At 45.4% G+C, this 23,121-nt stretch carries 15 protein-coding genes and 1 pseudogene; 7 read left to right on the top strand and 9 right to left on the bottom strand.

What is annotated here, in order from left to right; all coding sequences use genetic code 11:
• Window positions 1-24 precede the first annotated feature (24 nt).
• A complete protein-coding gene (locus L5L98_RS09825; protein WP_263140384.1) occupies window positions 25-1,443 on the top strand; it encodes a DEAD/DEAH box helicase in 1,419 nt (472 codons plus the stop codon).
• Between the two features lie 240 nt (window positions 1,444-1,683).
• Window positions 1,684-2,790 carry a CobW family GTP-binding protein gene (locus L5L98_RS09820; protein WP_263140381.1) on the top strand — a complete coding sequence of 369 codons (1,107 nt, stop codon included), beginning with the start codon at window positions 1,684-1,686 and terminating at the stop codon, window positions 2,788-2,790.
• Window positions 2,791-2,869: 79 nt separating this feature from the next.
• On the opposite strand, the gene L5L98_RS09815 is transcribed toward L5L98_RS09820, so the two are convergent.
• Window positions 2,870-3,631, bottom strand: a complete 762-nt coding sequence (locus tag L5L98_RS09815; protein ID WP_263140379.1) for a substrate-binding periplasmic protein — start codon at window positions 3,629-3,631, stop codon at window positions 2,870-2,872.
• A 384-nt stretch (window positions 3,632-4,015) separates the two neighbouring features.
• Here L5L98_RS09815 and L5L98_RS09810 point away from each other — a divergent pair, with 384 nt between their 5' ends.
• Window positions 4,016-4,540: a DUF3087 domain-containing protein gene (locus tag L5L98_RS09810; RefSeq protein ID WP_263140377.1), complete on the top strand. Its 525-nt coding sequence runs from the start codon at window positions 4,016-4,018 to the stop codon at window positions 4,538-4,540.
• A gap of 100 nt (window positions 4,541-4,640) precedes the next feature.
• Here L5L98_RS09810 and L5L98_RS09805 read toward each other — a convergent pair whose 3' ends face one another.
• Complete coding sequence (locus L5L98_RS09805) at window positions 4,641-6,182, bottom strand: MFS transporter (RefSeq protein ID WP_219250128.1); 1,542 nt, start codon at window positions 6,180-6,182, stop codon at window positions 4,641-4,643.
• A gap of 401 nt (window positions 6,183-6,583) precedes the next feature.
• On the opposite strand from L5L98_RS09805, the gene L5L98_RS09800 reads away from it, so the two are divergent.
• From L5L98_RS09800 to L5L98_RS09785, 4 genes and pseudogenes are all read left to right on the top strand, one after another.
• Window positions 6,584-7,939, top strand: a complete 1,356-nt coding sequence (locus L5L98_RS09800) for an MATE family efflux transporter (protein WP_028760699.1) — start codon at window positions 6,584-6,586, stop codon at window positions 7,937-7,939.
• A gap of 388 nt (window positions 7,940-8,327) precedes the next feature.
• Complete coding sequence (locus L5L98_RS09795) at window positions 8,328-9,839, top strand: hypothetical protein (protein ID WP_113941018.1); 1,512 nt, start codon at window positions 8,328-8,330, stop codon at window positions 9,837-9,839.
• Window positions 9,840-10,618: 779 nt separating this feature from the next.
• Window positions 10,619-11,407 (top strand): hypothetical protein, encoded by a 789-nt coding sequence (locus L5L98_RS09790; RefSeq protein ID WP_263140371.1) that lies wholly within the window; start codon window positions 10,619-10,621, stop codon window positions 11,405-11,407.
• Between the two features lie 193 nt (window positions 11,408-11,600).
• Window positions 11,601-11,726 (top strand): annotated as a pseudogene (locus tag L5L98_RS09785) (transposase); the annotation flags it as partial.
• A gap of 96 nt (window positions 11,727-11,822) precedes the next feature.
• Here the strand turns inward: L5L98_RS09785 and L5L98_RS09780 are convergent.
• The 7 genes from L5L98_RS09780 to nadK form a co-directional block, all read right to left on the bottom strand.
• Window positions 11,823-13,001: an AAA family ATPase gene (locus L5L98_RS09780; protein ID WP_263140369.1), complete on the bottom strand. Its 1,179-nt coding sequence runs from the start codon at window positions 12,999-13,001 to the stop codon at window positions 11,823-11,825.
• 634 nt (window positions 13,002-13,635) lie between these two features.
• Complete coding sequence (locus L5L98_RS09775) at window positions 13,636-14,205, bottom strand: lactate utilization protein C (protein ID WP_028760696.1); 570 nt, start codon at window positions 14,203-14,205, stop codon at window positions 13,636-13,638.
• Window position 14,206: 1 nt separating this feature from the next.
• On the bottom strand, window positions 14,207-15,601 hold the full coding sequence (locus L5L98_RS09770; RefSeq protein ID WP_131522986.1) for a lactate utilization protein B: 1,395 nt from the start codon (window positions 15,599-15,601) through the stop codon (window positions 14,207-14,209).
• Window positions 15,602-15,611: 10 nt separating this feature from the next.
• Complete coding sequence (locus tag L5L98_RS09765; RefSeq protein WP_131522985.1) at window positions 15,612-16,355, bottom strand: (Fe-S)-binding protein; 744 nt, start codon at window positions 16,353-16,355, stop codon at window positions 15,612-15,614.
• A gap of 310 nt (window positions 16,356-16,665) precedes the next feature.
• On the bottom strand, window positions 16,666-19,470 hold the full coding sequence (locus tag L5L98_RS09760) for an FAD-binding and (Fe-S)-binding domain-containing protein (RefSeq protein WP_263140364.1): 2,805 nt from the start codon (window positions 19,468-19,470) through the stop codon (window positions 16,666-16,668).
• Between the two features lie 77 nt (window positions 19,471-19,547).
• A complete protein-coding gene (locus L5L98_RS09755) occupies window positions 19,548-21,191 on the bottom strand; it encodes an L-lactate permease (RefSeq protein WP_049821741.1) in 1,644 nt (547 codons plus the stop codon).
• A 1,016-nt stretch (window positions 21,192-22,207) separates the two neighbouring features.
• Complete coding sequence (gene nadK, locus L5L98_RS09750; protein ID WP_081729057.1) at window positions 22,208-23,086, bottom strand: NAD(+) kinase; 879 nt, start codon at window positions 23,084-23,086, stop codon at window positions 22,208-22,210.
• Window positions 23,087-23,121 lie beyond the last annotated feature (35 nt).

Here is a 23,121-nt window from a genome sequence, read left to right as displayed (position 1 = left end):
TTACTACTTAGCTAAAGAGTCCCTATGAAATTTGAAACACTCGGTTTATCTTCTCCTATTTTGAATGCGATAACTGAGTGTGGCTATCAGCAACTCACTCAAGTGCAAGAGAAAGTGATCCCGCTTGCCTTTGAAGGCAAAGACATTATGGCCTGCGCCCAAACGGGTACAGGTAAGACGGCTTCCTTTGCTCTGCCTGTACTTGAAAAGTTGGCGGCTGAGTCTTTAACAAGCGACAGCAATGATAAACCGATTTTACGCGCGTTGGTGATGACGCCAACCCGCGAACTCGCGATCCAAGTCTGCGAAAATATCCAGAAATACAGCCAGTTCCTGCCACTGAAAACCTTAGCGGTTTACGGCGGCGCCAATATGAATCCCCAGCGTAAAGGGGTAGAGCAGGGCGTTGATATTTTGGTGGCAACTCCTGGTCGCTTATTCGACATTATCGGCCAATTCCAGTTAGATTTGTCGAGCGTCACGACCTTAGTGATCGACGAAGCCGACCGTATGTTAGACATGGGTTTTGTGCGCGACATTGAAAAAGTGAAACGCTTAATTGCGCCGCAGCATCAAACCATGTTGTTTTCAGCGACCTATAGCGATGCCGTCAAACAACTCGCCGAGAAAATGCTGAATGAACCTCAGTGGGTGAATGTTGCTGACACGACTACCGCATCCACAGTTGTGCAGGAAGTCTATCGCGTTGATAAACGCCGCAAAGCCGAGCTGTTGTCAGAACTCGTTGGCCGCAACAATTGGCGCCAAGTGCTGGTGTTTGCCAGCACGAAAGAAAGCGCCGAGCATTTATTACAAGAATTAAAGCTGGATGGCATAGCCGCAGGTGTATTCCACGGCGATAAAACACAAGGCGCCCGTAATCGGGTGTTGGAAGAGTTTAAAGCCGGTAAATTGCGGGTGCTGGTGGCGACCGATGTGGCCGCTCGTGGTTTAGACATTCATGCCTTGCCTATGGTGATCAACCTTGAATTACCTTTCCTTGCCGAAGATTATATCCATCGTATTGGTCGTACAGGTCGTGCAGGATTAACGGGTCGCGCGATTTCGTTCGTGTCACCTTCTGACGATGAAATGCTCGCTGAAATTGAAGCCTTGATTGAGCAGAAACTGCCCGTGTCGGTACAACCGGGTTATGAAGAAGGCACGCCTTTGCCTGCCCGTTACCGTGATGCGCCTGCGGCACCGATTAAGCCGATTGGAAAGTGGAGCCATAAGGCGCCGCAGGATCGTACTATTGGTCAGTCTCGTCAGGGTAAGTACGCGAAAGGTAAAGCGCAGGATAGCAAAACCAGTGCCGATAAATCCTCTAGCCGTGCTAAGCCAGCTTCTGGCTTAGGTAAGCCGTTTAATGCGACTAAACCTAAGTCGAATTTGGTGAGCAATAAGTCAGGTTTTGGCTCTCGCACCAATAAGTCAAAATAGGCTAAGTCAAAATAAGCTAAGCCCAACAATCAAGGCTAATAAGTGCAAAGTGCCTATTAGTTTAGCCGTCTAACGGTTGCCTAGTTTGTTGATTTGACTGTTGAATAGTCAGTTGCATATTTTGCTACATAGCCTGTCGCGATTCTAAAAGCGCATCCTCACCGATGCGCTTTTTGTTGAGCTTCAAAGCCAATACTTCTACACTCGAGCGCTAAGCTTTCTATTCGAGCGAGTTTCCTTATGATTATCAAAGCGATTCCCACCAATATCATTACAGGTTTTTTAGGTGTAGGTAAAACCTCTCTGATTAAGCAATTGCTGGCGACTAAACCCGCGGATGAAATTTGGGCAGTGCTGGTCAATGAATTCGGTGAGGTCGGCATTGATGCGGGGTTACTTAATTCCTCCGATAACGGCATACAAATTCGTGAGGTTGCGGGTGGCTGTATGTGCTGCGCCGCGGGCGTACCGACACAAGTGGCCATCAATCAGTTGATTGCGAAAGCGAAACCTGACCGCTTATTGATTGAACCGACTGGGCTTGGGCATCCTAATGAAATCATTAAAGTACTGAGTGCGCCCCATTATCAGAATGTGATTTCACTGCGTAGCACCCTATGTTTGGTGGACGCGCGTAAGATCCACGATCCTCGCTATCGCGAACATGCAAATTTTATTCAACAGTTGCAAGTGGCCGATGTGATCATCGCAACTAAGTCTGACTTGTATGATGCTGAAAATACTAAGTTACTCTATGAATTGCAGACTTATTTAAGCCATATTGAACGTACTGATATTCCTGTAGTGAGCCACTCTAATCAACAGCCTTTACCTAGCGCTTTGCTGGACTATCTTAACCAACTAAGGCGCGTGTCACTCAATATAAATGGGCATGCTAGCGCTGGCCTAAAGCTGGGCAGCCTACCGACGACGGCCCCAAGCTTGTTTCGTGCTGGTGGTTCTCGCTTGAGTGAGTTGAGCCTCTTTGCCGAAGGTGCAATCGAAGCCGCACTTGATTTTGATGATCGCGGTATAGTGCGAAAGCAGAATCAAGGTGAAGGTTGTTTTAGCTGCGGCTGGGTGTTTGAACCGAGTCAAGAATTTGATTTTGATAAATTAATGGATTTTATTCAGCGGCAAGCTCAGTCATCCAACGTTGGGCAAGTGTTGCTTAGATTAAAGGCCGTGATGATCACTACTGATGGAATTGCGGGATTTAACTGGATTGACCATGAGTTTACTGTGGTTGAACTCGATGACACCTTAGATTCCAGACTAGAAATGATTACCATGGACGACGTCAATTGGAACGAGATTGAGCTGCAGTTGATTGCTTGTCTTAGCTAACAGAGTTCCCCATCACTCTTTATTACAGGTGTGAGCATAGGTAAGAGGGGTCAGATTTGGTGGGAATAGTAAGGCCGGCTCAGTAAGGCAAGGTCACGCGGTATTTTTGGCCGAGTGTCGTGAGTGTGCCATTTTGGATCATCTCCTCGAAGAAGCTGTCAAAACGAATTCTTAGCGGATCAAATTTAGCTTGTTTCGGAAAAGCCATAAAGCCGTCTCGCACATCGATTATCGGCATGATTGGCGTAATTGCTTTAGGGATTTTGATTTGGGCGAGCACTGCATTGGTATTGCGACTATTGGTGGCGAGTAAATCTAAATCACCCCGCGAAAGCCGTTCTATGCCACTTTTAATATCGACAAATTCATTGATATTTAATGATTTAGTTTGTTCAGTAAACCGTGTGCCATAACTCCAACCCTGCATTTTTCCAATCCGTTGCGTTTTAATACTGGCATAGTCGCCATTCCACACTATTTCATTGTCTGCCCGAGCATAAAACACCATATCATCGCGGTAAAATGCCTTCGCCGCAAAAACCAAGTTGGCATTACGTTCTGGGGTATCGTAGGGACCAATAAGAATATCCGCTTGGCCACGTTCAACCATAGAGATAGCGCGGCGCCATGGGGTAATTTGATAGTGAATGTTCACACTTTGCTGCTGGGCGAAGCGATTCAAAATATCGACACCTAAGCCGGTATATTCGCCATTGGCTTGTAGTTCAAAAATTTGACTGAAACTCGAACCCACTGCGAGCAGATCTTTGGCCTGTGCAGTCAAGCAAAGGCTGCTGAGCACCAAAAGGACGACTTGTGCAAAGCCTTTGCTGAGTATCATGGCATTCCTTGTGTGGTTTGAATGCGGAAGGTTAGAACACTGTCTCTCGTAAAAGCGGCGATATCGTTATGCAATTCACTAGGGTTAAGGTTAGCAAATTTTACTCAGATTTGATTGCACGTTAACATTTTAATGTTTTGAAATAAATGGAAGATTAATCGTAAGGGCATTAAGCCGTTGATCTTCAATCGATACATCATCCTATCCCTCAGCCTGCTTAGTTACGCCTAAAAGTTTCAATTTGTATCGTTTGTAAGTGAGAATGAGAAATGTATTTTCGTTATGCGTTTAAATCAGTTAAGGCCGAATAAAGGGGATTGCGGTATGCTCTGCCATTGATTGATTTATACGCCAATGCTGGGCGGTTTATTTGAGCGGGATGTTATGAAGCTGCAGGAAATAGATAAAACCTTGTATCGTAAAAATATGAATTTATTCATTGTGATTCTAGTTGTTAGCTTAGTCGTGTTATCACTGATTTTTGGTACTGGACTCATTGCGCTGTTTGGGGCGACGCCTGTGCCAGGTGAGCCAACAGGTAATTTTCACTTGAATCTCTTAGGCGTGATTTTCAGTTTGAGTCTGTGTAGCGCCGTGATTTACAACTTAAAAGACCGACCTTTTTTCAGTGAAATTTATTATGTGTGGCAATTGAAGCAGCTCCATAATCGTATCTATCGCAAGTTGATAAAGATTAAAGCCGCTGCGGCGCAAAATGATGTGAATGCTTTGATTATATTGCTTTTTTATTACACCAGTTTAAGACAAGTGTATGTACTCGATGATAATACGCTGACCTTGCCGGCGCTGACTCAAGATCTCAATCGTTTGAATGCACAAATCGAGAGCTTAGGCCTATTGCTGTCGCCCGAACAATTTACGCCTGAGTTGCTAACAAGATCTTTCTGATACTGACGAGGCAAGATGAGGATCGCTCCTCACCTTGCCATCATCTAGCCCTTATCTTGTCTTTGTCGTCCTTGCCCAGAATGAGGTCAGCGAGTTTCACTTAGGCGGCTTGCTGGGCTCTTTGTAGTGTGAGTAACCACTTACCATAGATGTAAATCCCTACCGCTGAGATAGTCCCTATGGCGGCTATGATGTACCACGCCATGCCAATGTTATGGCTGTGGTACAGCAATTGGGTGAGATCGTGTGCGTTTTCACCTGTGTAACTCACCAAAGTAGTAAAGGCTTCACCTTGGGGAATGGCGCTGATCTCAGTGCTGTTCATGCCGCGCTCTAGCAATAAATCCCGCGAAAACAATTCTTTTGATGCATAAATCTCGTAGAGTTTAGGGCCAAAGTAGCCTTCTAATCCCCAGCCGATCCCTTGGGGCAACATCACAAATCCCAAGTACATGGCTTTTTTGCCTTCGGGAGCAATATTACCCATAAACTCGTTTTTCTTCGGGCTAATCATCATTTCGCCAATGGAGAACATGGCAATCGCGAATACGATAAACCATGCCGCATGGAAAGCACCGATAAACACAAAAGCTAAAATACTCAGCAAACAACCAATAAACATAGCGGTAGTAATACGGTATTTAGCCGTCAGCGCCGCGACGATAAAACAGCAGGTCATAATCAGGCCCGCATTGAGGTTTAACATGCCTTCGGGCATCACCTTAGTGCCTTCGTTATTGAGGCCAAGCCAAAATTGCAGAATACCGTTACTGGTGCCTTCGCTGCCAAAGAGGGTGGTGACGATTACGCTGGTATCGACCCATTCGGAAATATGGATAGGCAGCACATCGAATAAGGCATTGAACAAGAACCAAAATCCTGAAAAAACGAGCATATAGTAGATTACAATCGGCTTTTTCAACTCGCGCCAAGCATCACGCCACAGGGATTCTTGTTCGACTTCACCCGATTTTATTTGCTTATTGCGTTCCAGTCGCTCGGCTTTACCTGGCTCGGTATAGGTGAGTAAGAATAAGAAGTTGAGTGAAATAATCGCGGCGCAGGCGAAAAATACATTGTCCCACGACAATTGGCGCATATGCACAGCAACTAAAGGCCCTAGGAAACCGCCAATGTTTACAACTTGGTAAAAAATGCCCCAAGCCATTGAAGTGTTGTTGCGATTAGTGGACAGCACTAAGGTGCCTTGAATGCCCGGTTTAAATATCCCTGTGCCTATGGCAAGGAGTAATGCACCGACAAGGAAGCCCCAAAAGCTGGGGAAGAATGCCATGACGAGATAGCCAAAGATTTTAATGATGGTGGAGCCGAAGATGGTTTCTTTGTAGCCCACTCGGTCAGACATGCCACCGGTGAACACGGGCACAAAGGTTTGCATGATCGCCCAGAGGGAAATAATAATGCCGTAGTCACTCAGGCTGATCCCAAGGCCGCCCGCAGACTCTGGCGCTTTAGCGTACAGTCCAGCACTGGCTTTAACACCGTAGTAGGCGATACGCTCGACTAACTCCATACCACCAACTAACCAAAACACATAACCTAAGCTAGTAATGGAGGCCCACATGCCGAGCTGTTTGACTTCTCGCAGATCGTTGCCTGCATTTGGACTATTCTGACTCATGTCCTTCCCTTATTATTGTTATTGAATTTATTTCTGTTTAACCCATTAATTATCAAAAGCTTAAATTTATAAAGTTAATGATTTCATCTTGCTTAAATACGTTAATGGGCTTGCTTGAACGGATACTTTACCTAATTCGGCCTTAAACACCAAAAAAGTAGCAGAAAATGATGAATTAACCCACATCTGTTATTGAACTGTACTGAGTTTGTCATTTGGCTGAAATTGGACTGTTTCTTCTTAAGTCATTGTGATGATTAATCTTTATTGTTAATTATTCACAATGAACATGCTTTGAGTTCTCGCTATTTTTAGGTACAATCCATTGTCGCATTTTTGTTCACCCGATCATTTTTCTAGATAGATACGACTCTAGCCCCCCCTTTTTGTGAGAAACGCTAATGACAGCAACAACATCTAATCATGCTCCTGCGGATATGAGCTTGCTCGAGGAGCCGATTGCGAAGCTTTTTTGGCGCTATACCATACCCACCATAGCCTCTATGTTGGTCACGGGCGTATATGTGACAATTGATGGCATCTTTGTTGGCCACTATTTAGGTGAAACAGGGCTGGCGGGGATGATGCTAGCTTACCCTGTAGGCGCGATTTTATACGCTATTGGCGCCATGATAGGTATGGGTAGCGCGGCATTAGTGTCAATCAATCTTGGCCAAGGTAATGTAGTCAAGGCCCGTAAACTACTGGGTAATGCCTTTACGTTATGTTTATTAACGGGATGCTTTTTTGCCCTTGTTGGTGGGATATTCTCGCGAGATATTTTGGTTGCCCTTGGGGCGCAAGGGGAGATGCTCGAAAATGCTAACGAATACTTATTCTGGTATTTTGCACTGTGTCATTTCCCCATAATTTCAATGACCTTCACCACACTGCTGCGTAATGATGGCAGGCCATCCATGGTGACTTGGGTGCTGATTTTGGGTGGTGTATTAAACACTTTCTTAGACTGGCTGTTTATTGTGGTTTTCCCCTTTGGTTTAGCAGGTGCAGCGATTGCGACTATGTTGTCGCAGGCGGTAACGGGGCTTTTGTGTTTACAGCATTTTTTCAGTCCGCGCACTCAGCTTAAAATCACTTTTGAGCAGATGAAGCTCAAGCTCGATAATTGCCTTAATATAGCCCGCGTTGGTTTCCCCAGCTTTTTGATGAATCTGTATTTGTCGATAGTGTTAACCCTGCATAATACGGCTTTTTTGTGGGTTGGCGGTCCATTACATGTGGCCGCCTATGGTGTGGTGAGTTACACAGAAGCATTTTTCTATCTGATTTTTGAGGGCATTGCGCTTGGAACTCAACCCATTTATAGCTTTAACGCAGGAGCAGGGCGCTTTGACAGGGTTAAACAAGCGCGCAATATTGCCTTTGGTATGACGTTACTTACCGCAGCCTTAGGTTTAGCGCTGATTTATTCTCGCCCTGAATGGTTAGTGTATTTGTTTGCCGGTGATAATCCGAATTTAACACCAGTGGCGATTGAAGGTATGCGCTGGTATTTTTGGGGCTTGCCTATGGAAGGCTTAATCTTAGTTGGTGCGAGTTTCTTCCAAGCGATTAACTGTTCGAAACAAGCTTCTATGCTGACGGGCGCTAAGCTTATTCTTATCGCTGCGATCATCTACTGCTTTGCATGGGCGTTCGGCGTGATTGGTGTGTGGGTGTCGCTCGCGACCTGTAGCACTATCTTGACGATATGGATGTTTTACGCCATGAAGCGAGTCGAGGCACGTCTGCATTAATCCTTGCTTTGGGTTGTATTGGTTTCGCCTGATATATTGACAAGACAAGGGGCGAGGCAAGTAACCTGTAGCTGTGGCATAAGTGTTTAGTTTTACGTAAATTTTACAATTGGGGCGATTAATGGCCCCGATTGTAATTGCCTGCATATCTTTCGTCGTTAAACATGACTTAGGGCTAGCGTGGGATGATGGCCTCTGGTACATTTCGCTGGTTTAATCTGCAATCAAAAATGACTTATCCAAGTGTGCTGTTGAGCCGAGGCTATAGCCCTCAATTAACAGACTGAGTTCGCTTAGGCTTTTGGGTCGATTGATTGTTGATATGACTGGGTATTGAGCCGAATGACTCGCTCGTTGATTTTAGTAATTTATGTTTTATGAGGCCCTTATGCGCACCACTGCAGTCATTTCTATGCTGTTGCTTGGCGTGTTAACGACAGTTAATGCCAGTGCCAAAGAGAATGAGTTAGTGTTTGCCAGCGACTTCGAAGGCAATCGTTTATCTCAACCTTGGTCGTGGATCATGGGTTGTCAATTTGAAGGTGCTGAACCTCACACAGGTGAAAGTGCGCTGCTTTGCGTCGAAGGCAATAGCAGTATCGTCAGTAAGTACCCTATTTCTGAAGCGGGTCTATTAGAGTTTTGGGTCAAAACCCAGAATACTCAAACCCAATATCGAATCAATGTATTGACCTCTCCGGTATTAAAGCTCGATGCCCAGTGGCAGCATGTTGCTTTAATCGATATCACCCCTGGGGCTAACGAATATTTAGCACACCGAGTGTCTATTGATGATCCGAGTCGCCAATATATCCGTCTTGATATTGAGGCCATTAATGGCCCTATCAGTTTGGACGATTTGAGCTTAGGCAAAATTCGCCTTGATATGGCCCTGCAAAAAAATGAGCAGAAAATTATCGGCGGGATTTTAGATAAGCTGAAAGCTGATAAGAATTACGAAGTGCAGTCTGAGTCATTTCGTACTTTAGGTAAAAATTATGCCGCCCAGCTCGAGAGCCAAAGACAATACCTCGAGTACTCGAATGCTATTTATTCAAGTATCACCTTTGTGTTGGCGACGTCTGAGCGCAATAAAATGTCTAATCCTATGGGATATAACACTTTTAGGTCGGTTTTAACTGATGCTAAACGTGTGGCATCGCCTCTCCAACAGGCGCGTTTAGGCTCTATGGTTAAACCCTTTGGTGACTTGGCTACTGCCACCTTAAACGTGGTCAGTGCCGGTGCGTATTCCGCCTTTGCCGAACCCTTTAAGTCATTCTTAGCAGCGACTTTTGATCGCTCTAATTATGACAACAGTGACTTAAGCCGTAGTGATAAAAAGTTTGCTGAAGAAAATGGCCTGAAAATTTATCAGCAGGCCGAACGGTTTATGTCTGAAATCGAAAAAGAACTGCAACAAGTCACTGCACTCGACAATGATTTAGTCAGTATGCAGAAGAACTTAGATAATTTCCGTAAGGATCTCGACAAACATCTGCGCAGTTACTTACAGCATGCCAGTATTGCCCGCACACCTGAAAATTACAGCCGAGTAATGAGTAAAGACGAGCAGGCACGCGCGCTGGTGATTGCTGAGGCGAGTGCCAATATCAGTGCTAAAGCTGAGGCGTTATTGGCTTCGAACAGCAATGCAGAGTTAGTGCAGTACATGATTAAAACCACTGAGAAGATTGATGAATTTCAAGAGTTCAAGGAACGTTTTAATCAGATCACTTCGGCCATGCTGACCTTCTACGACAAATTTGAGCGTTCAATTGCCGCCGAGCAAAACCCCTTTACCGATCCTAGCGATCGCGCCGTGTGGGAGCAGCACGCCAAAAGCGCCCGTAACTACATTCGCCAGTCGAAGGAAGCGTTCACTAAAGCCTTTATGTAGCGGATTGTTGTAGAAACACCGACAGAGCTTTTTCACCGATATGGCAGCGCAAGTCTTTTTCGCTGCCATTTTAGCCAGAGCGTGTTGTACGTAAATCCAAAGTCCCCCAAAGCAAGACAGTTGAGTTACGCGCATTACGCATTAATTGTCATTGCTTCCCCAGTGACACGCCGTGAATATGTCCTTATAGGCTCGACGGCGACATCCATGTCGCCAACGGTCACTGGTGCAACAATGCCAATCTTCACGACCCCTCTGGCAGTTCGTTCAGCTAAAAGCTATTGCCCCAAAGTGTGTTTCAAAGTTAAAAATTCAAGTAGGGTGAATAAAGCCGTGGCTATAGAAAAGCTAATGTGATGAGGTTACTTTAAACCTAGAAGTCATGCCCGTCCGATATTTTAAAAGCCAGCCAGTACGCCAGCCAGGATAACCACTCCCTCAAGACGTAGCGTAACCGACAGCGAAAAGCAGCCAGTCTTATGGATTAAGCCGATGAGGGGATAGGGTGTGAGTGTCAGCCTGAATGCGGGGCCCAAATGCTGTCAACCAAGGTCAATAATCAGTCGAAAGTGAGCGTAAAAGAATGAGAAAGCTAAAATGATATCAAGTGATTACCCATCAAACTGTATAAAAAACCGCTACCGCAAAAAAGCAAATTCCTATAGCATCATTTATACCAATTGACATGGATATGGCAGCGGCCATATTTAAGATTGAGTCAACAAGCGATTTATGCCCTGCAAACAGCGCATAAATACTAAGACGTTAGGAGTATAAAAATGTCAGATTCCAATCTGATGCCGGATAAAATTAAAAGTCCCATTCAGCTTATGGCTGCATGGTTTGTTATGCTGGTATCTGTGATTACAGTACTACTAGCGACAGCAGTTAATATCGAAGAACCGAAATGGGCTGCTGGTTACTTAGTTATATCGGCAACAGTTGTAATTGTCATCGTCATTGGATGTGTATTGCTAATGCTAACCAAATACAGACCGCACTTACAGGATGGAAAAGAATACGCTGAATGGATTAAAGAGCAAGGAGTCTATTCAAAAGGCGAAATTTTCCAGATGGAAACAATTCAACCTATTAAAACTAAAGAAATGGCAAGTACTCAGGAGGTTGAAGTTCGTGATATTAATAACATATCAGTTTCAGTTATCGACATCATGGGTTCTACTGAAATTGTTGAGTCCCTTAAGAATAAAGGCTTTAATGCTTACATACATCCTCACAGACATAAAGAATATGATAGGCGTGAGCCATTAAAGTCAATCAAAGGTGAGCATGAGGGAATCTGGATTGGTGCCCGAGTTAAAGCTGATATAGCAATAAGAGCAATAAAGGTTGCATTAAAGGTTTGGCCTGATCTGAAATACATTGTTATACCTTCAGATCACAACAGCCCACCAGATCATGTGAACGACCAAATATTTATAGGTGGCTCCAGCAAAACTCCAATAGAACGAGGAACACGTCCTTGGTCACTTGAAGAATTAAGATCTCTTAAAGAAGATATGAGCATTAATGACTTTCATCGTAAGATTCGTGAGAAATACTCCTAACAAATAAGGATAGGCCGCGCGTAGCCGCGACTCATTCTCAAAAGGCATGGCAAGTGTTGAACAAGCCCGATGCTGGTTGTTGACACTTTATTATGCAAATAGCTGATTGAGAATTTGAAGGTGCTAAGGTCTCTTTTTTGAAAGAGACTTTTGTGCAGATATGACCGCCCTTAGCGAACAATAGGTGGAAGAGGATACTGGGCGAATCATTCGCAATGATAAACGTGGCGCCATCAGTGAAACTAGCACCAAGTTACTGACAAGATTAAATATCCCCCATGAAAACTGGCTCAAGCTCATTACTGAGTTTGGCAAGTTAAAGGGCCTGAGGAAAGTTAACTCAGACCCTAATAAGTACTCGGGATGTAGTGGCCAAATAGAGTTGACCGTTGAATGAGTCTATTTCGGATGAGGGTTACACTGGCTTACAACACACACCATATCTTAAGCTCGCTCTGCGATGGAGTTCATAGACTTCACAACCTAGCAATGGCTCAGTTCTATTAAGAACGGCGCCAAAACGCTCAAAGTAGTCTTCATTCACTTGTTTTGCACTGATAAGTGGTACTTCAATACTGACATCTACACGACCTTTACGTATCAACGCTGGGTCAAGATTATCAGGATGATTTGTGGTCATTATGACAAGGCAGTCATCAAGAGGAATGATTCCGTCTAACGCGTTTAGAACGCCACCTAAAGTGAGTGGTGGGTTATCTGCATTACTTTCAGCAGTACGTGATACCGTAGCCTTTACACAGTCACAGTCCTCTATTAACAACATAGCTCCGGGCGGTACCTTTCTAATAGCCTTATGGATAGTGGCATCATTTACAGTCGATAGATTCAATATGTATAGATCGCGATGATACTCAACAGCTAAGGCTCTCGCTATACCCGTCTTACCAGTACCCGTTTTTCCATGTAACAGTATGGTTAGCTTACTTACAACCGATTTCCCTCTACTTGCGAAGTTATCAACTTCTCCCATCAACTTCTGCTTAAACCCTTCATCTAGCACTAATTCACTAAAACCCGATGATTTCAATGTGCCATAGCGACACCATTCGGTTTCTTCGAAAATATTAACTTTTGGCTCTGTAGAGATGTCTCCACGAGTATCTTCTAAAAAACGATATAGTTTATCTTTTGCCCACCATGGTGCACTTACAGTAATAGTATCGTATGCCATCGTACTATCGACCTTAGAGCGGGTAGCCAACATGAAACAACCAGCGTATTTAAACAGGTGCATACCGTAGCCGATAGACTTAACACTGACTCGCCCGTCGTAACTCACACTATAGTCATAGTACACAGCCTCAGAGATAGAGCGTGAAAAAAACGGAATGGTAGTATTACTGATCAAAAAGGACAGTTTATTGAATACCTCTGTGCGCGCCTGATGGCTATCGTCTATAGTGAGCCGCACAAACAGCAGACTACTGAGCCAACTTAACAGCTTCGCGGGGACATCTTTTAGCATGTAGCCTACGAGTCCAATTAACGTAAATGTTAATACTCCAACAATGACAGCCGTCAACAAAGGATCACCATTGGTGAGCGCCTTTATTTGTAGTAATACCTCGTTCATTTACTCACCTTTACTATAAATGCCTCATGGACATAATCGAGAATACTATCAACCGAGTCGAGGATACTACCAAGGTATCCTCAGTATGTGCGCTATCGCACGTGGTTAAAGCGACTTGATAAAGATCCCCTGCTTATCACTAACGATTGTCTTAGAACGTAGTTATATCACAATGTAAATCAACATCTTAATGTTGGGTTTGTATTTAAGCGTCACTAACGTACGCAGATAAATGTTAGGGACGGCGCCGTTCATCAAAGAGCAGGATGGAGCGGCCCTGCATCCACGGATTGACTTGAACAACATCCGTGTTTAACTGCCAGTTCGCCATCTGATAGGCAGGACGCCTGAATGTCGTGCAATGCAGGGATGCATGAGAACGGCCATGGCTCTCGTTCATAAGCTTAGAGGCCCTGGGTTTCTATTCACCGAGTCGGCGAGTGAATGCCATGGCAAGCCTGTAAACTGCTCGTCAATAAACGTTAATTGGTAAGCTGTGTTAGTGGTTTATCAGCCTACAACTCAAATATCATTCAGCGAAGTCTCAATAAGAAAGCCGCTAATGAAGGCGGCTTTTGTGTTTCGATGATTCCATAACCCTTGAATTTTCTTGGTTACATTAAATCTCGAGGCATTAGAGCAAATACACGTTCAAGCTGCAGGCGCCGTGGGCGCCGACGACGAGGGCTTGTTCGATATCGGCGGTTTTTGATGGACCCGCGATAAACACCCCGAACTCACCTGAGGCTAACGTGATTTCTTTAGCTGCCTGATGTAGGGTCGGCACAATCTTATTCGTTGGCAGGGCTAAGATCAGGTTTTCACAGATAAAAGGTGTCACTCTGTGGCCTAGATTCTTATTGTTAACCCAAATGGCACCGTTTTCGGCAACGCCAATGTCACCTGGGATCACTGCATAATCTATGTTTTTGAGCTCGTGGGCAGTGGGTGGCATTTCACGGTTTGCCGTGACACCCTCTACAAGGGAGATGACCTGTAACCCTTGGGCGATAAGTTCATCGACTTTGGCTTGCAGGGCTTTGATGCCACCTTCTTTATGCAGCGTACCCGCGACAGTATTGAGGTTGGTCTCGAACTGGCCGACGAGATTTTCGACTCTTGGCGTCACATCTATGCTTGGCATAGGATGATTTGTTAAGGCCGACAGTTTGAGCGCATTGAGAATTTCAAGTTTACTAGACATCTTATAGGCTCCTGTGTTTCTTAAACCAAGCTTCGAAGCTGGAGTTCGGGGCAACGGGCAGTTCACGGTATTTACCCCATGCACCGCTAAAGGGTTTTAACAGACTACCCGGTAGAATGCGCAGCGCAGTTCTCGCCACACTCATAGAGCAGTTCAGCATGGTTTCGCTTGCCATAAATTTACCCACTAATGGCATGTAACTGTTTTTGCCATAGGGGAGTTTTCCGGCTTCAGCCTTAAGGCGTCTGTGGTGGAAAATAATCTTATCGAGCGGCACCTTAGTTGGGCAGATATAGGTACAGCTGCCACACAAGGTACAGGCCCAGGCAATCGAGTTAGTGTCATCAATCTTAGCGCCCACTGCGATACCAATTGGGCCAGGGATGGTGTAGTTGTAGCTGTAACCGCCGGAGCGACGATACACAGGACAGGTATTGAGGCAACCACCACAACGAATACACTTCAATGATTCTGCGAGGATTTTATCCTTGAGCATCTCAGTGCGGCCATTGTCGACGATAATAATGTGCATCTCACCTTCGGGCTGTGGGCCACGGTAAAAGGCGCTATAAGTCGTGACAGGTTGGCCTGTGGCGTTGCGTGCCAGTGTGCGCAGTAAAACGGCTGCGCTATCAATATCGGGCACCACTTTGTCGATCCCCATTGAATGCAACTGCAACTTAGGCAGGTTAGCACCCATGTCGGCATTGCCTTCGTTCGTGCAGACCACCACGGCGCCTTTATCGGCAATCGCCATGTTCACGCCTGTCATCGCGGCATCGGCGCTAAGGAACTGTTCACGCAGGTGGGCACGGGCGGCGCGGGTTAAATACAAGGGATCGGCTGCCCCTGCTTTAGTGCCGAGTTTCTCATGGAAGAGTTCGCCGACTTCTTCCTTTTTCATATGGATAGCGGGCACGACTATGTGTGATGGTGGCATTTTGGCGAGCTGAATAATCCGCTCACCTAAGTCGGTATCTATGACCTCAATGTTACGTTGTTCTAAGTACGGATTGAGGTGACATTCCTCGGTCAGCATAGACTTAGACTTCACCAACTTTTTGACTTTATGGCGGGATAAAATGTCATGCACGATACGATTGTGCTCTGCGCCATCTTTCGCCCAATGGACTTGTATGCCGTTGGCGATACAGTTTTGTTCAAAGGTTTCAAGATATTGAGCAAGATGGGTTAGCGTGTGGAGCTTAATTTCTGAGCCAAGCTGGCGCAGTTGTTCCCATTCTGGGATGCTACCCGCGGCGCGGTCGCGTTTTTCTCTGAGCATCCATAGCGCTTTTGAATGCCAGTCGACACGGGTTTCGTCGCGGCAAAAAATATCGGCTTTATGGGCATGGACTTGGGAGCCATTAGCCCCGTGATTATGATTGTAAGCCATGGTGAGTCTCCTAGAGCGCGGCGTTTAGCACTTGCGCTATGTGGCGAATTTCAATCGGCAATTGCTGTCTGCGGATCATGCCATCGAGGTGCAATAGGCATGAGGGATCAAAACCCACCACATACTCAGCACCCGTTGCGGCGTGGGCTTGGGCCTTGTCTTTGCCCATTTTGGCCGACACAGCGCCTTCATCGACGGCGAAGGTGCCACCAAAGCCGCAGCATTCGTCACGGCGGTCTGGATACACTATGTCTATGCCGGCAATATTGGCCAATACAGCTTCGACTTTGTTGAATCTTGGCCCCATTTGCTCACTTGGGGTGGCAAGGTTTAACATGCGAATGCCATGGCAACTCAGTTGCAAGCTTACCTTGTGCGCGAAGGGCTTGGTAAAGGCTGGGATCGGCGCGATATCGTGTAAAAACTCTGTGAGTTCATAGAGTTTGTTGATCACAGCTTGTGCTTCTGGGCTGCTATCAAACTCGTGGAAGTTTTCTTTGGCGGCCACTAAACAAGAGGCGGCAGGGCAAACAATAGCGTCGCATTCCACTCCTTTAAAGGCGTTGAGCAATTTAAGGGTGGTACTGCGTGCTGCATCGAAGCAACCCGAGTTTGTCATCGGCTGGCCACAGCATGTTTGACCCGCGGGTAGAATCACTTGGTGCCCGAGTTTCTCTAATAATTCCAAGGTGGCAATCGCGACCTCTGGCATCATTTGATTGACTAGACACGGGATGAAAAGGGCGATTTTCATTGTGTTTTCTCTTTCTTGTTAGTGAACGACATTGCCTTGCAGTGTGACCCAATATCCACACTAATGCTAAGGTAGTTGATCAAATATAGGCCTATCTTAGCGGAATAAGTAGCCCTAATTTAGTAAATGAGCTTGTAGATTTTTTCAAAAATGAGAATATTTTAACTTGATGATTACATTGATTTTAAAATGTATTTATTCAGGTTTGAAATTCTCAAAAAATACTTAATGACAAATAAATGAGAATAGTTCGCTTATATAAACAAACGGGGCAAAAAATAGCCCCGTTGTTTACTACTGTCATACCAGATTAGCGGCTGCACTCTTCGAGCAGATAAGCTAAGTGGCGGTAGGAAATGCCGCTGTGTTGGGTCAAACCGACTTCGCACATACGGTTGGCGTAATAGCCTTCCTTAATTTCGACAGGAATGAGCTTTTTAATATTACGCAGTGCGCTGGCGTTGATTTCAGGCTTATACAAGCCTTTTTCACCCGCGTAACCGCAGCAGTCAATTCCCGCAGGTTTGAGCACTTGTGCAGAGCAGGCATCGGCGATTGCTTGCATCTTAGGTTCAAGTTTCATCTTGCGTGCGCTACAACCTAAGTGCAGTGCCACATTGACTTTTTTGCTGATGTTGAGCTTAGTCAGTAGCTTGTCGTGCATAAACTCAACTAAGTCGATAATTTGTACTTTTGGATTACCTGACAAAGTGCGGTAGGTGCAAGACAAGGCATCGACGATTACTGGCAGCTTGCCACCATTGGTCATCTTGCTCACTGCATCGATAAGTTCTTGGCGTTTGGCATCGGCGTTTTTAAAGTCGCCCTTAGATTCCCACATCTGGCCGCAACATAAATCGCGGGTTTTTTCTGGCGTGATGACGTTATAGCCAGCACGTTCCAGCAGCGTGACAACCACCTCTGGCAAAGTGCGGTTATCGGGATCTTTTGGCGTCGGACCAAAGGTTCTGCCGCCGCAGGCTGGGAAGTAAACCACTGTTTCTTGGCCAACTTTAGCGGGGGATGGTTTTGGCAATTTGCCGCCTTTCGGGAAATCTGGGTTCCAATAAGGCACTTCTTTTGAAATCAAACGGCCGGTTTTCATTAGGGCACTGGTAATGTTATCGCCAGTGATCTTGTGGATCACGCCAAGCATGTCAAAACCTGAACTGATAACTTGGTTAACTGCGCCAAAGTGTTTGGCTTGGAAATCTAAGACTTTTTGTTCAGTAGTGCTGATGTACGGCGTGCGCAGTTTACGCACCAGTTGGCCCATGCTGTTATCTACTGGGCAAGCAATAGTACAAAGCTGGCAGGCGGCACAGGTATCAACTACATCGTATTTAGCGGCGGCGCGCATTTCTGCTGCGGCGGCTTTATCACCGGATTGTTCTAAACGTTCGATTTCACGCAGAGTCGCAATACGCTGACGAGGTGAAAAGTTGAGTGCTGATGTTGGGCAGGTTTTTTCACAGAAACCACATTCGATACACTTATCAACAAAATCATCGACCACAGGGCAGGGCTTGATGTTTTTAACGTGGACATTGCTATCGTCGTTAAGAATAACGCCTGGGTTTAGAATACCCTGTGGATCAAATACTTGTTTGATGTTCTTCATCAAAGTGTAAGCATCTTGTCCCCATTCTTTTTCGACGAACGGCGCGACAGCACGGCCAGTACCATGCTCGGCTTTCATTGAACCGTCGTACTTGTTAATCACCATGTCGGCAATATCATCCATAAAGGCATGGAAACGATCGATATCGGCTTGAGTCGAGAAGGTGGGGGTAATGATAAAGTGGAAGTTCCCCGCAAGAGCATGGCCATAAATACAGCCTTCAGGGTAACCATGTTTATGGAAAAGCTCAGTGATATCGTGCGCCGCAGCAGCAAGGTGCTCTAGTTCAAAGGCCACGTCTTCGATGATAACTGAGGTTCCCTTTGGACGCTCACCACCTACAATCGGGAACAAGCCTTTGCGCATTGCCCAGTATTTGTCATAAACCGCTGGATTAGTACTAAATTCCATTGGGCGGATAAAGTCAAAGCTGGCGAGTTTCGCGGTGACATCTTGAGTATAATTTTCTAAGGTTTTGTCGTCATCAGCACGGGATTCTATCAGTAGAATAGCGGATAGGGCCGGTAATTCTGATAACCAATCTGGCATGCCAGGCTTGCCCGTTACTGCTTTGATTGATGGCCAATCAAGGAGTTCAGCAGCAGAAACGCTTTCACCGTTTATCAGTGGTATGGCTCGTGCGGCATCTTCCATATTATGGAATACGGCCATAGCTGAGGCTTTAAATTTAGCTTCATTCACTGTGTGATAAGTGACTTCATTAATAAAGGCTAAGGTGCCTTCCATCCCCACCATTAAGTGGTTGATGATGTCAAATGGGTCGGTAAAATCGAGTAACGAATTGATGCCGTAGCCGGTGGTATTTTTAATGGAATACTTTTTACGAATTCTGTCCGCTAACACTGTGTTATGACGAGTCATGTGCGACAGTTCTGTCAGCGCATCCAGTATTTTTCCATGGGATTTAACAAAGGCAGCTTTTGATTTTTCACAGCCTGTATCGAGTTCAGTACCATCTGCAAAAAGAAGTTTCGCGGAAGCGATAGTTTGGTAACTGTTTTGCGCAGTACCACAGCACATTCCCGAAGCATTGTTTGCCACAATACCACCAATTTTGGCGGAGCCTATGGTGGCGGGATCGGGACCAATTTTGCGGTTAAGCGGCGCGAGTACGGCGTTAGCGTCGGAACCAATGACAGCCGCGCCTAAGGTGATCTGTTTGGCATCGCTACTGACTTCAATCTTTCTAAAACCATCATGGCCTAGGATCAACAAAATACCTTCACCGATAGCTTGGCCAGATAAACTGGTTCCAGCGGCCCTAAACGTGACGGGTGCATCATGCTTACGGGCAACGGCTAATGTGAGCTTTACCTGTTCTAGGGTTTCTGCATGGACAACCACTTCTGGGACTATCCTGAAGTAGCTTGCATCGGTGGACCAGGCAAAACGGCGAACGGGATCATCCGTCACGGGATGATCACCTAATTGCGTTCTTAGATCATCGATGACCAGTTTATAGTTAATCGACATAGCATCACTCTCTTTATTAATAGATTAAAGCCGAAGTCACTGGGAGTGACTTCGGGCATTCAATAAAATAAAACGGCTTAGAATCCACCCCACAGGGTAGCTATTGTGCCCGCCAGTAAGGCATAACCAATGGCAACAGGCATTGTTTTACGGATAATTTCTGATTCTCTACCTGCCATACCCACTACCGTTGCAGCGGCAACCACGTTCATTACGCACATCATGTTACCGGCGTTTGCACCGATACCTTGTAGTGCCAATACCAGTGTGTGGTTCATGCCAATATTGTCGGCCACGCTGTATTGAAGGCTGGAGAACATCATGTTTGAGAAGGTGGCTGAACCCGATAAGAAGGCACCAAAAATCCCCACGATAGGCGCCATCCAAGCCCACACTGCGCCCATGGAACCTGCCAACATATCCGCTAAAGCGACAGGCATTGAGGCAAGACCTGCACCATTAGCGCCTGAGTTTAAGAAGATTTTCACCATAGGCACTGATGCGCCTAATGAAATAATGGTTGGCAACATGGACTTACATGAAACACCGACCGTTTGCTGAATCGCAGGGCTTTTCATTTTGAACAGGAAGAAACCTAAAATACACACGGCAACAAAGAAGGCACCTGGTGCATATAAGGTTGCGAAGCTGGCTTTAAGCTCAGTGCCCATTAGGCCTGTCCAGCTGATGTTAAAGCTTGATAACCATGCTTTTAACGGTGCCACTGTACGCGACAGCACCAAAAGCGCAGCCATGATGATGTAAGGTGTCCAAGCGGCAATTTGGGAAAACTTAGCCGTTGTTTCGACTTTTCCGCTTTCTTGACTGTCATTCTCTGCGAAATCATTCCATGGTGTTTTAGGCAGTAAGTAGCCTTTACGCGCAACCGGGATCACTAAGGCCATACCGATCAATGAACCGATAACCGAAGGGAATTCTGGGCCTGCAAGGTAGTTGATGATCCATGCGGGGACGGTAAAGGCAAGACCTGAGAAAATCGCAAATTTCCAAATTGCTAAGCCTTCCTTAAAGGATTTATTGCGACCAAAGAATCCAGTTAGCATGGTCACCATTACGAGAGGAATTAATGAACCTGTGATTAAGTCGATAGTGATCATATGCATGACGATATATCGAGCATAACCAGCATAGTTACCCCCATGGGCAGCAAATTGCTCCGCCGCCATGCTCACGCCACCTTGGATCAGACCCTGTTCCATCCCAAAAAGTACGGGTAGGCCAATTGCACCGAAGGATACACAGGCCGAGTCAGCAATCAAAGCCACGACAGCTGCGGCAACGGGTGGTACACCAAGCAATACCAGTAGTGGTGCGCCAATGGCTGCGGGAGTACCAAAACCAGCACTACCTTCAATAAAGGCACCGAATAACCAACAGATGATGATGACTTGTACACGGGCATCGGCACTGATGTTAGTAAACCCAGCACGGATAGTGTCCATGGCACCTGAGTATTTCAGGGTATTGAGTAGGAATACGGCGCCAAAAATGATGGTTAACGGTGTGATGGCTGAGAGCAGTCCTTCGAGGACCGATGCCGCCAGTAATGTGGTATCCATTTGCCAAATAAACACGGCGGCGAGCGCTGTGATTATCATGGAGATAGGCATAGCCTTAGATGCAGGCATTCTGAGTAACACTAGAAATAGCATTACACTGAGCACTGGCGTCAAGCTAGCGAGGAGTTGAAGTATTGTCATGCTTGCCTCTTCATAAAGTGGTCTGTCTTATTATTGATATTAGGATTTTTCATCTGCCTTCATGTCGACTTCCCAGACCAATAAATCAGCAGTTAATACTGCAAGTACTTACGGTCTCGACATTCTGTGTTGTGTACTAGACGCTATTGTGAGCTTGACTAATATGATCTAGATCATCTTGGCTGTTATATGAAATGCTAATTTACAGTGCTGCGGGGTGCTTCTCTCGGGGGATTTTCTTATATGTGACAATGATCACTTAGACTGTTGGGTGTATATCTACTTTGGTTATATTAAATTAAATTTGTTGTTTTTCTGGTTATTAAAAGTAGAGCTATCACTCATATTCATCGTCATTATTGCAATTAACTGATCCATTTATTTCATTAATAGTCTGTTATTGGTTTTTTCAGTCATTTTTAAGGTGTGATTAAGGTCGCATAGATTGTTGTGGCTAGATTAACTCATTTACTTCTATTTTCATCAAGCTATTGTAATGTTTGCCTAATATGTCCATTTTGGAATGGTTTTTTATAGTGATCTAGAGCACGTTTTAAAATGGTGGGATTTTATTGTGATGGATATCACTTAATGAATTTTACTTTAATATGAAATTTAATAACCATTATTTAATTTAGTTTCAGTTTATTTGAGCGAACAGCCAGCCCAAATATTCAAGTATATTGAGCGAATAACAGAAAAGTTGAAATAAAAAGTGACCGCTTCTAATGGGTTAAGAGGGGAAATTGAGAGAACAGGGTGAAATTGAAGCAGAAATTTTAAGTAACAAAACTAAAAAATACTGTTTGAACTTTTATCAAACTGGTTAGTGTCATTAATGCTTAAACGTCATTAATGTGAATACCAGCCGTTTGTGAGAGGTGCTAAAAAGTTCACCAAAGACTGTGCAGGGGAAAAGATAAGGCTTTAATGGCAACCTTTTAGGTTAAATTTACAAAATAAAAAAGAGACGTGATATGTCTCTTTTATTGAGGATTTAACCAACAGATACAGACTTAAAACAACTTGCTGCCCCAGCCTAATTTGGTCCGCAGTACGTGGAAATAGTTGTGTCCTTTAGGATGAATAAGCCGTAAACGTTCAGAGCTGCGGCGCACTATGATTTCATCGCCGGGTAACACGGCTAAATGCACGTGGCCATCACAGCTGACTTCGAGGTTTTCGCCATTTTCAGGTGATACAACCATTTTTATCGTGCTGCACGCATCGACAACAATCGGGCGGCACGACAAAGTGTGCGGGAACATAGGTACTAAGATTAGGGCCTGTAAATTAGGCGTCAGGATAGCACCGCCAGCGGAGAGGGCGTAGGCCGTTGAACCGGTCGGTGTTGACACTATCATGCCGTCGGCACGTTGGCTGTACATGAACTGATCATCAATATAGACCTCAAACTCAATCATGTGGGCAATTTTACCCGGATGGAGTACGGCTTCGTTGACGGCGGTGTTGCTCGCCTTGAGCATACCGTGGCGATAGACTTCGGCTTCGAGTAAGAATCTATGCTCGGTATCGAACTCTCCATCGAGTACCTTGGCGAGCGCCTCTTCGAAGGCATCGGGCGGCAGATCGGTTAAAAAGCCTAAATTGCCGCGGTTAACCCCAATCACGCCTAAATCGAAGCGGGCTAATACCCTTGCCGCGCCGAGCATGTTACCGTCACCACCGACGACTATGGCTAAGTCGCAACGCGCGCCAATTTCTAGTAAATCGACCGCTATGATATTGGGTCCTAATTCGGTAGCAACACGCTCTTCCACTAAGACTTCAAAGCCCTGCATTGTCAGCCAATAATGCAGACGCTTTAAGGTTTGGTTGGTCCCTTGGTGGTGAGGTTTGCCGATAAGGCCGATAGTATGAAACTTTGTGGTCATATTTATGCTAGATCTGGCCTTAGGCCTTGAAACGT

This window comes from Shewanella sp. SM23 (assembly GCF_025654295.1).
Classification (GTDB): Bacteria; Pseudomonadota; Gammaproteobacteria; order Enterobacterales; family Shewanellaceae; genus Shewanella; species Shewanella oncorhynchi.
The sequence above is the reverse complement of the archived record's forward strand: the minus strand, read 5'-3'. Positions and strand labels throughout refer to the sequence as shown.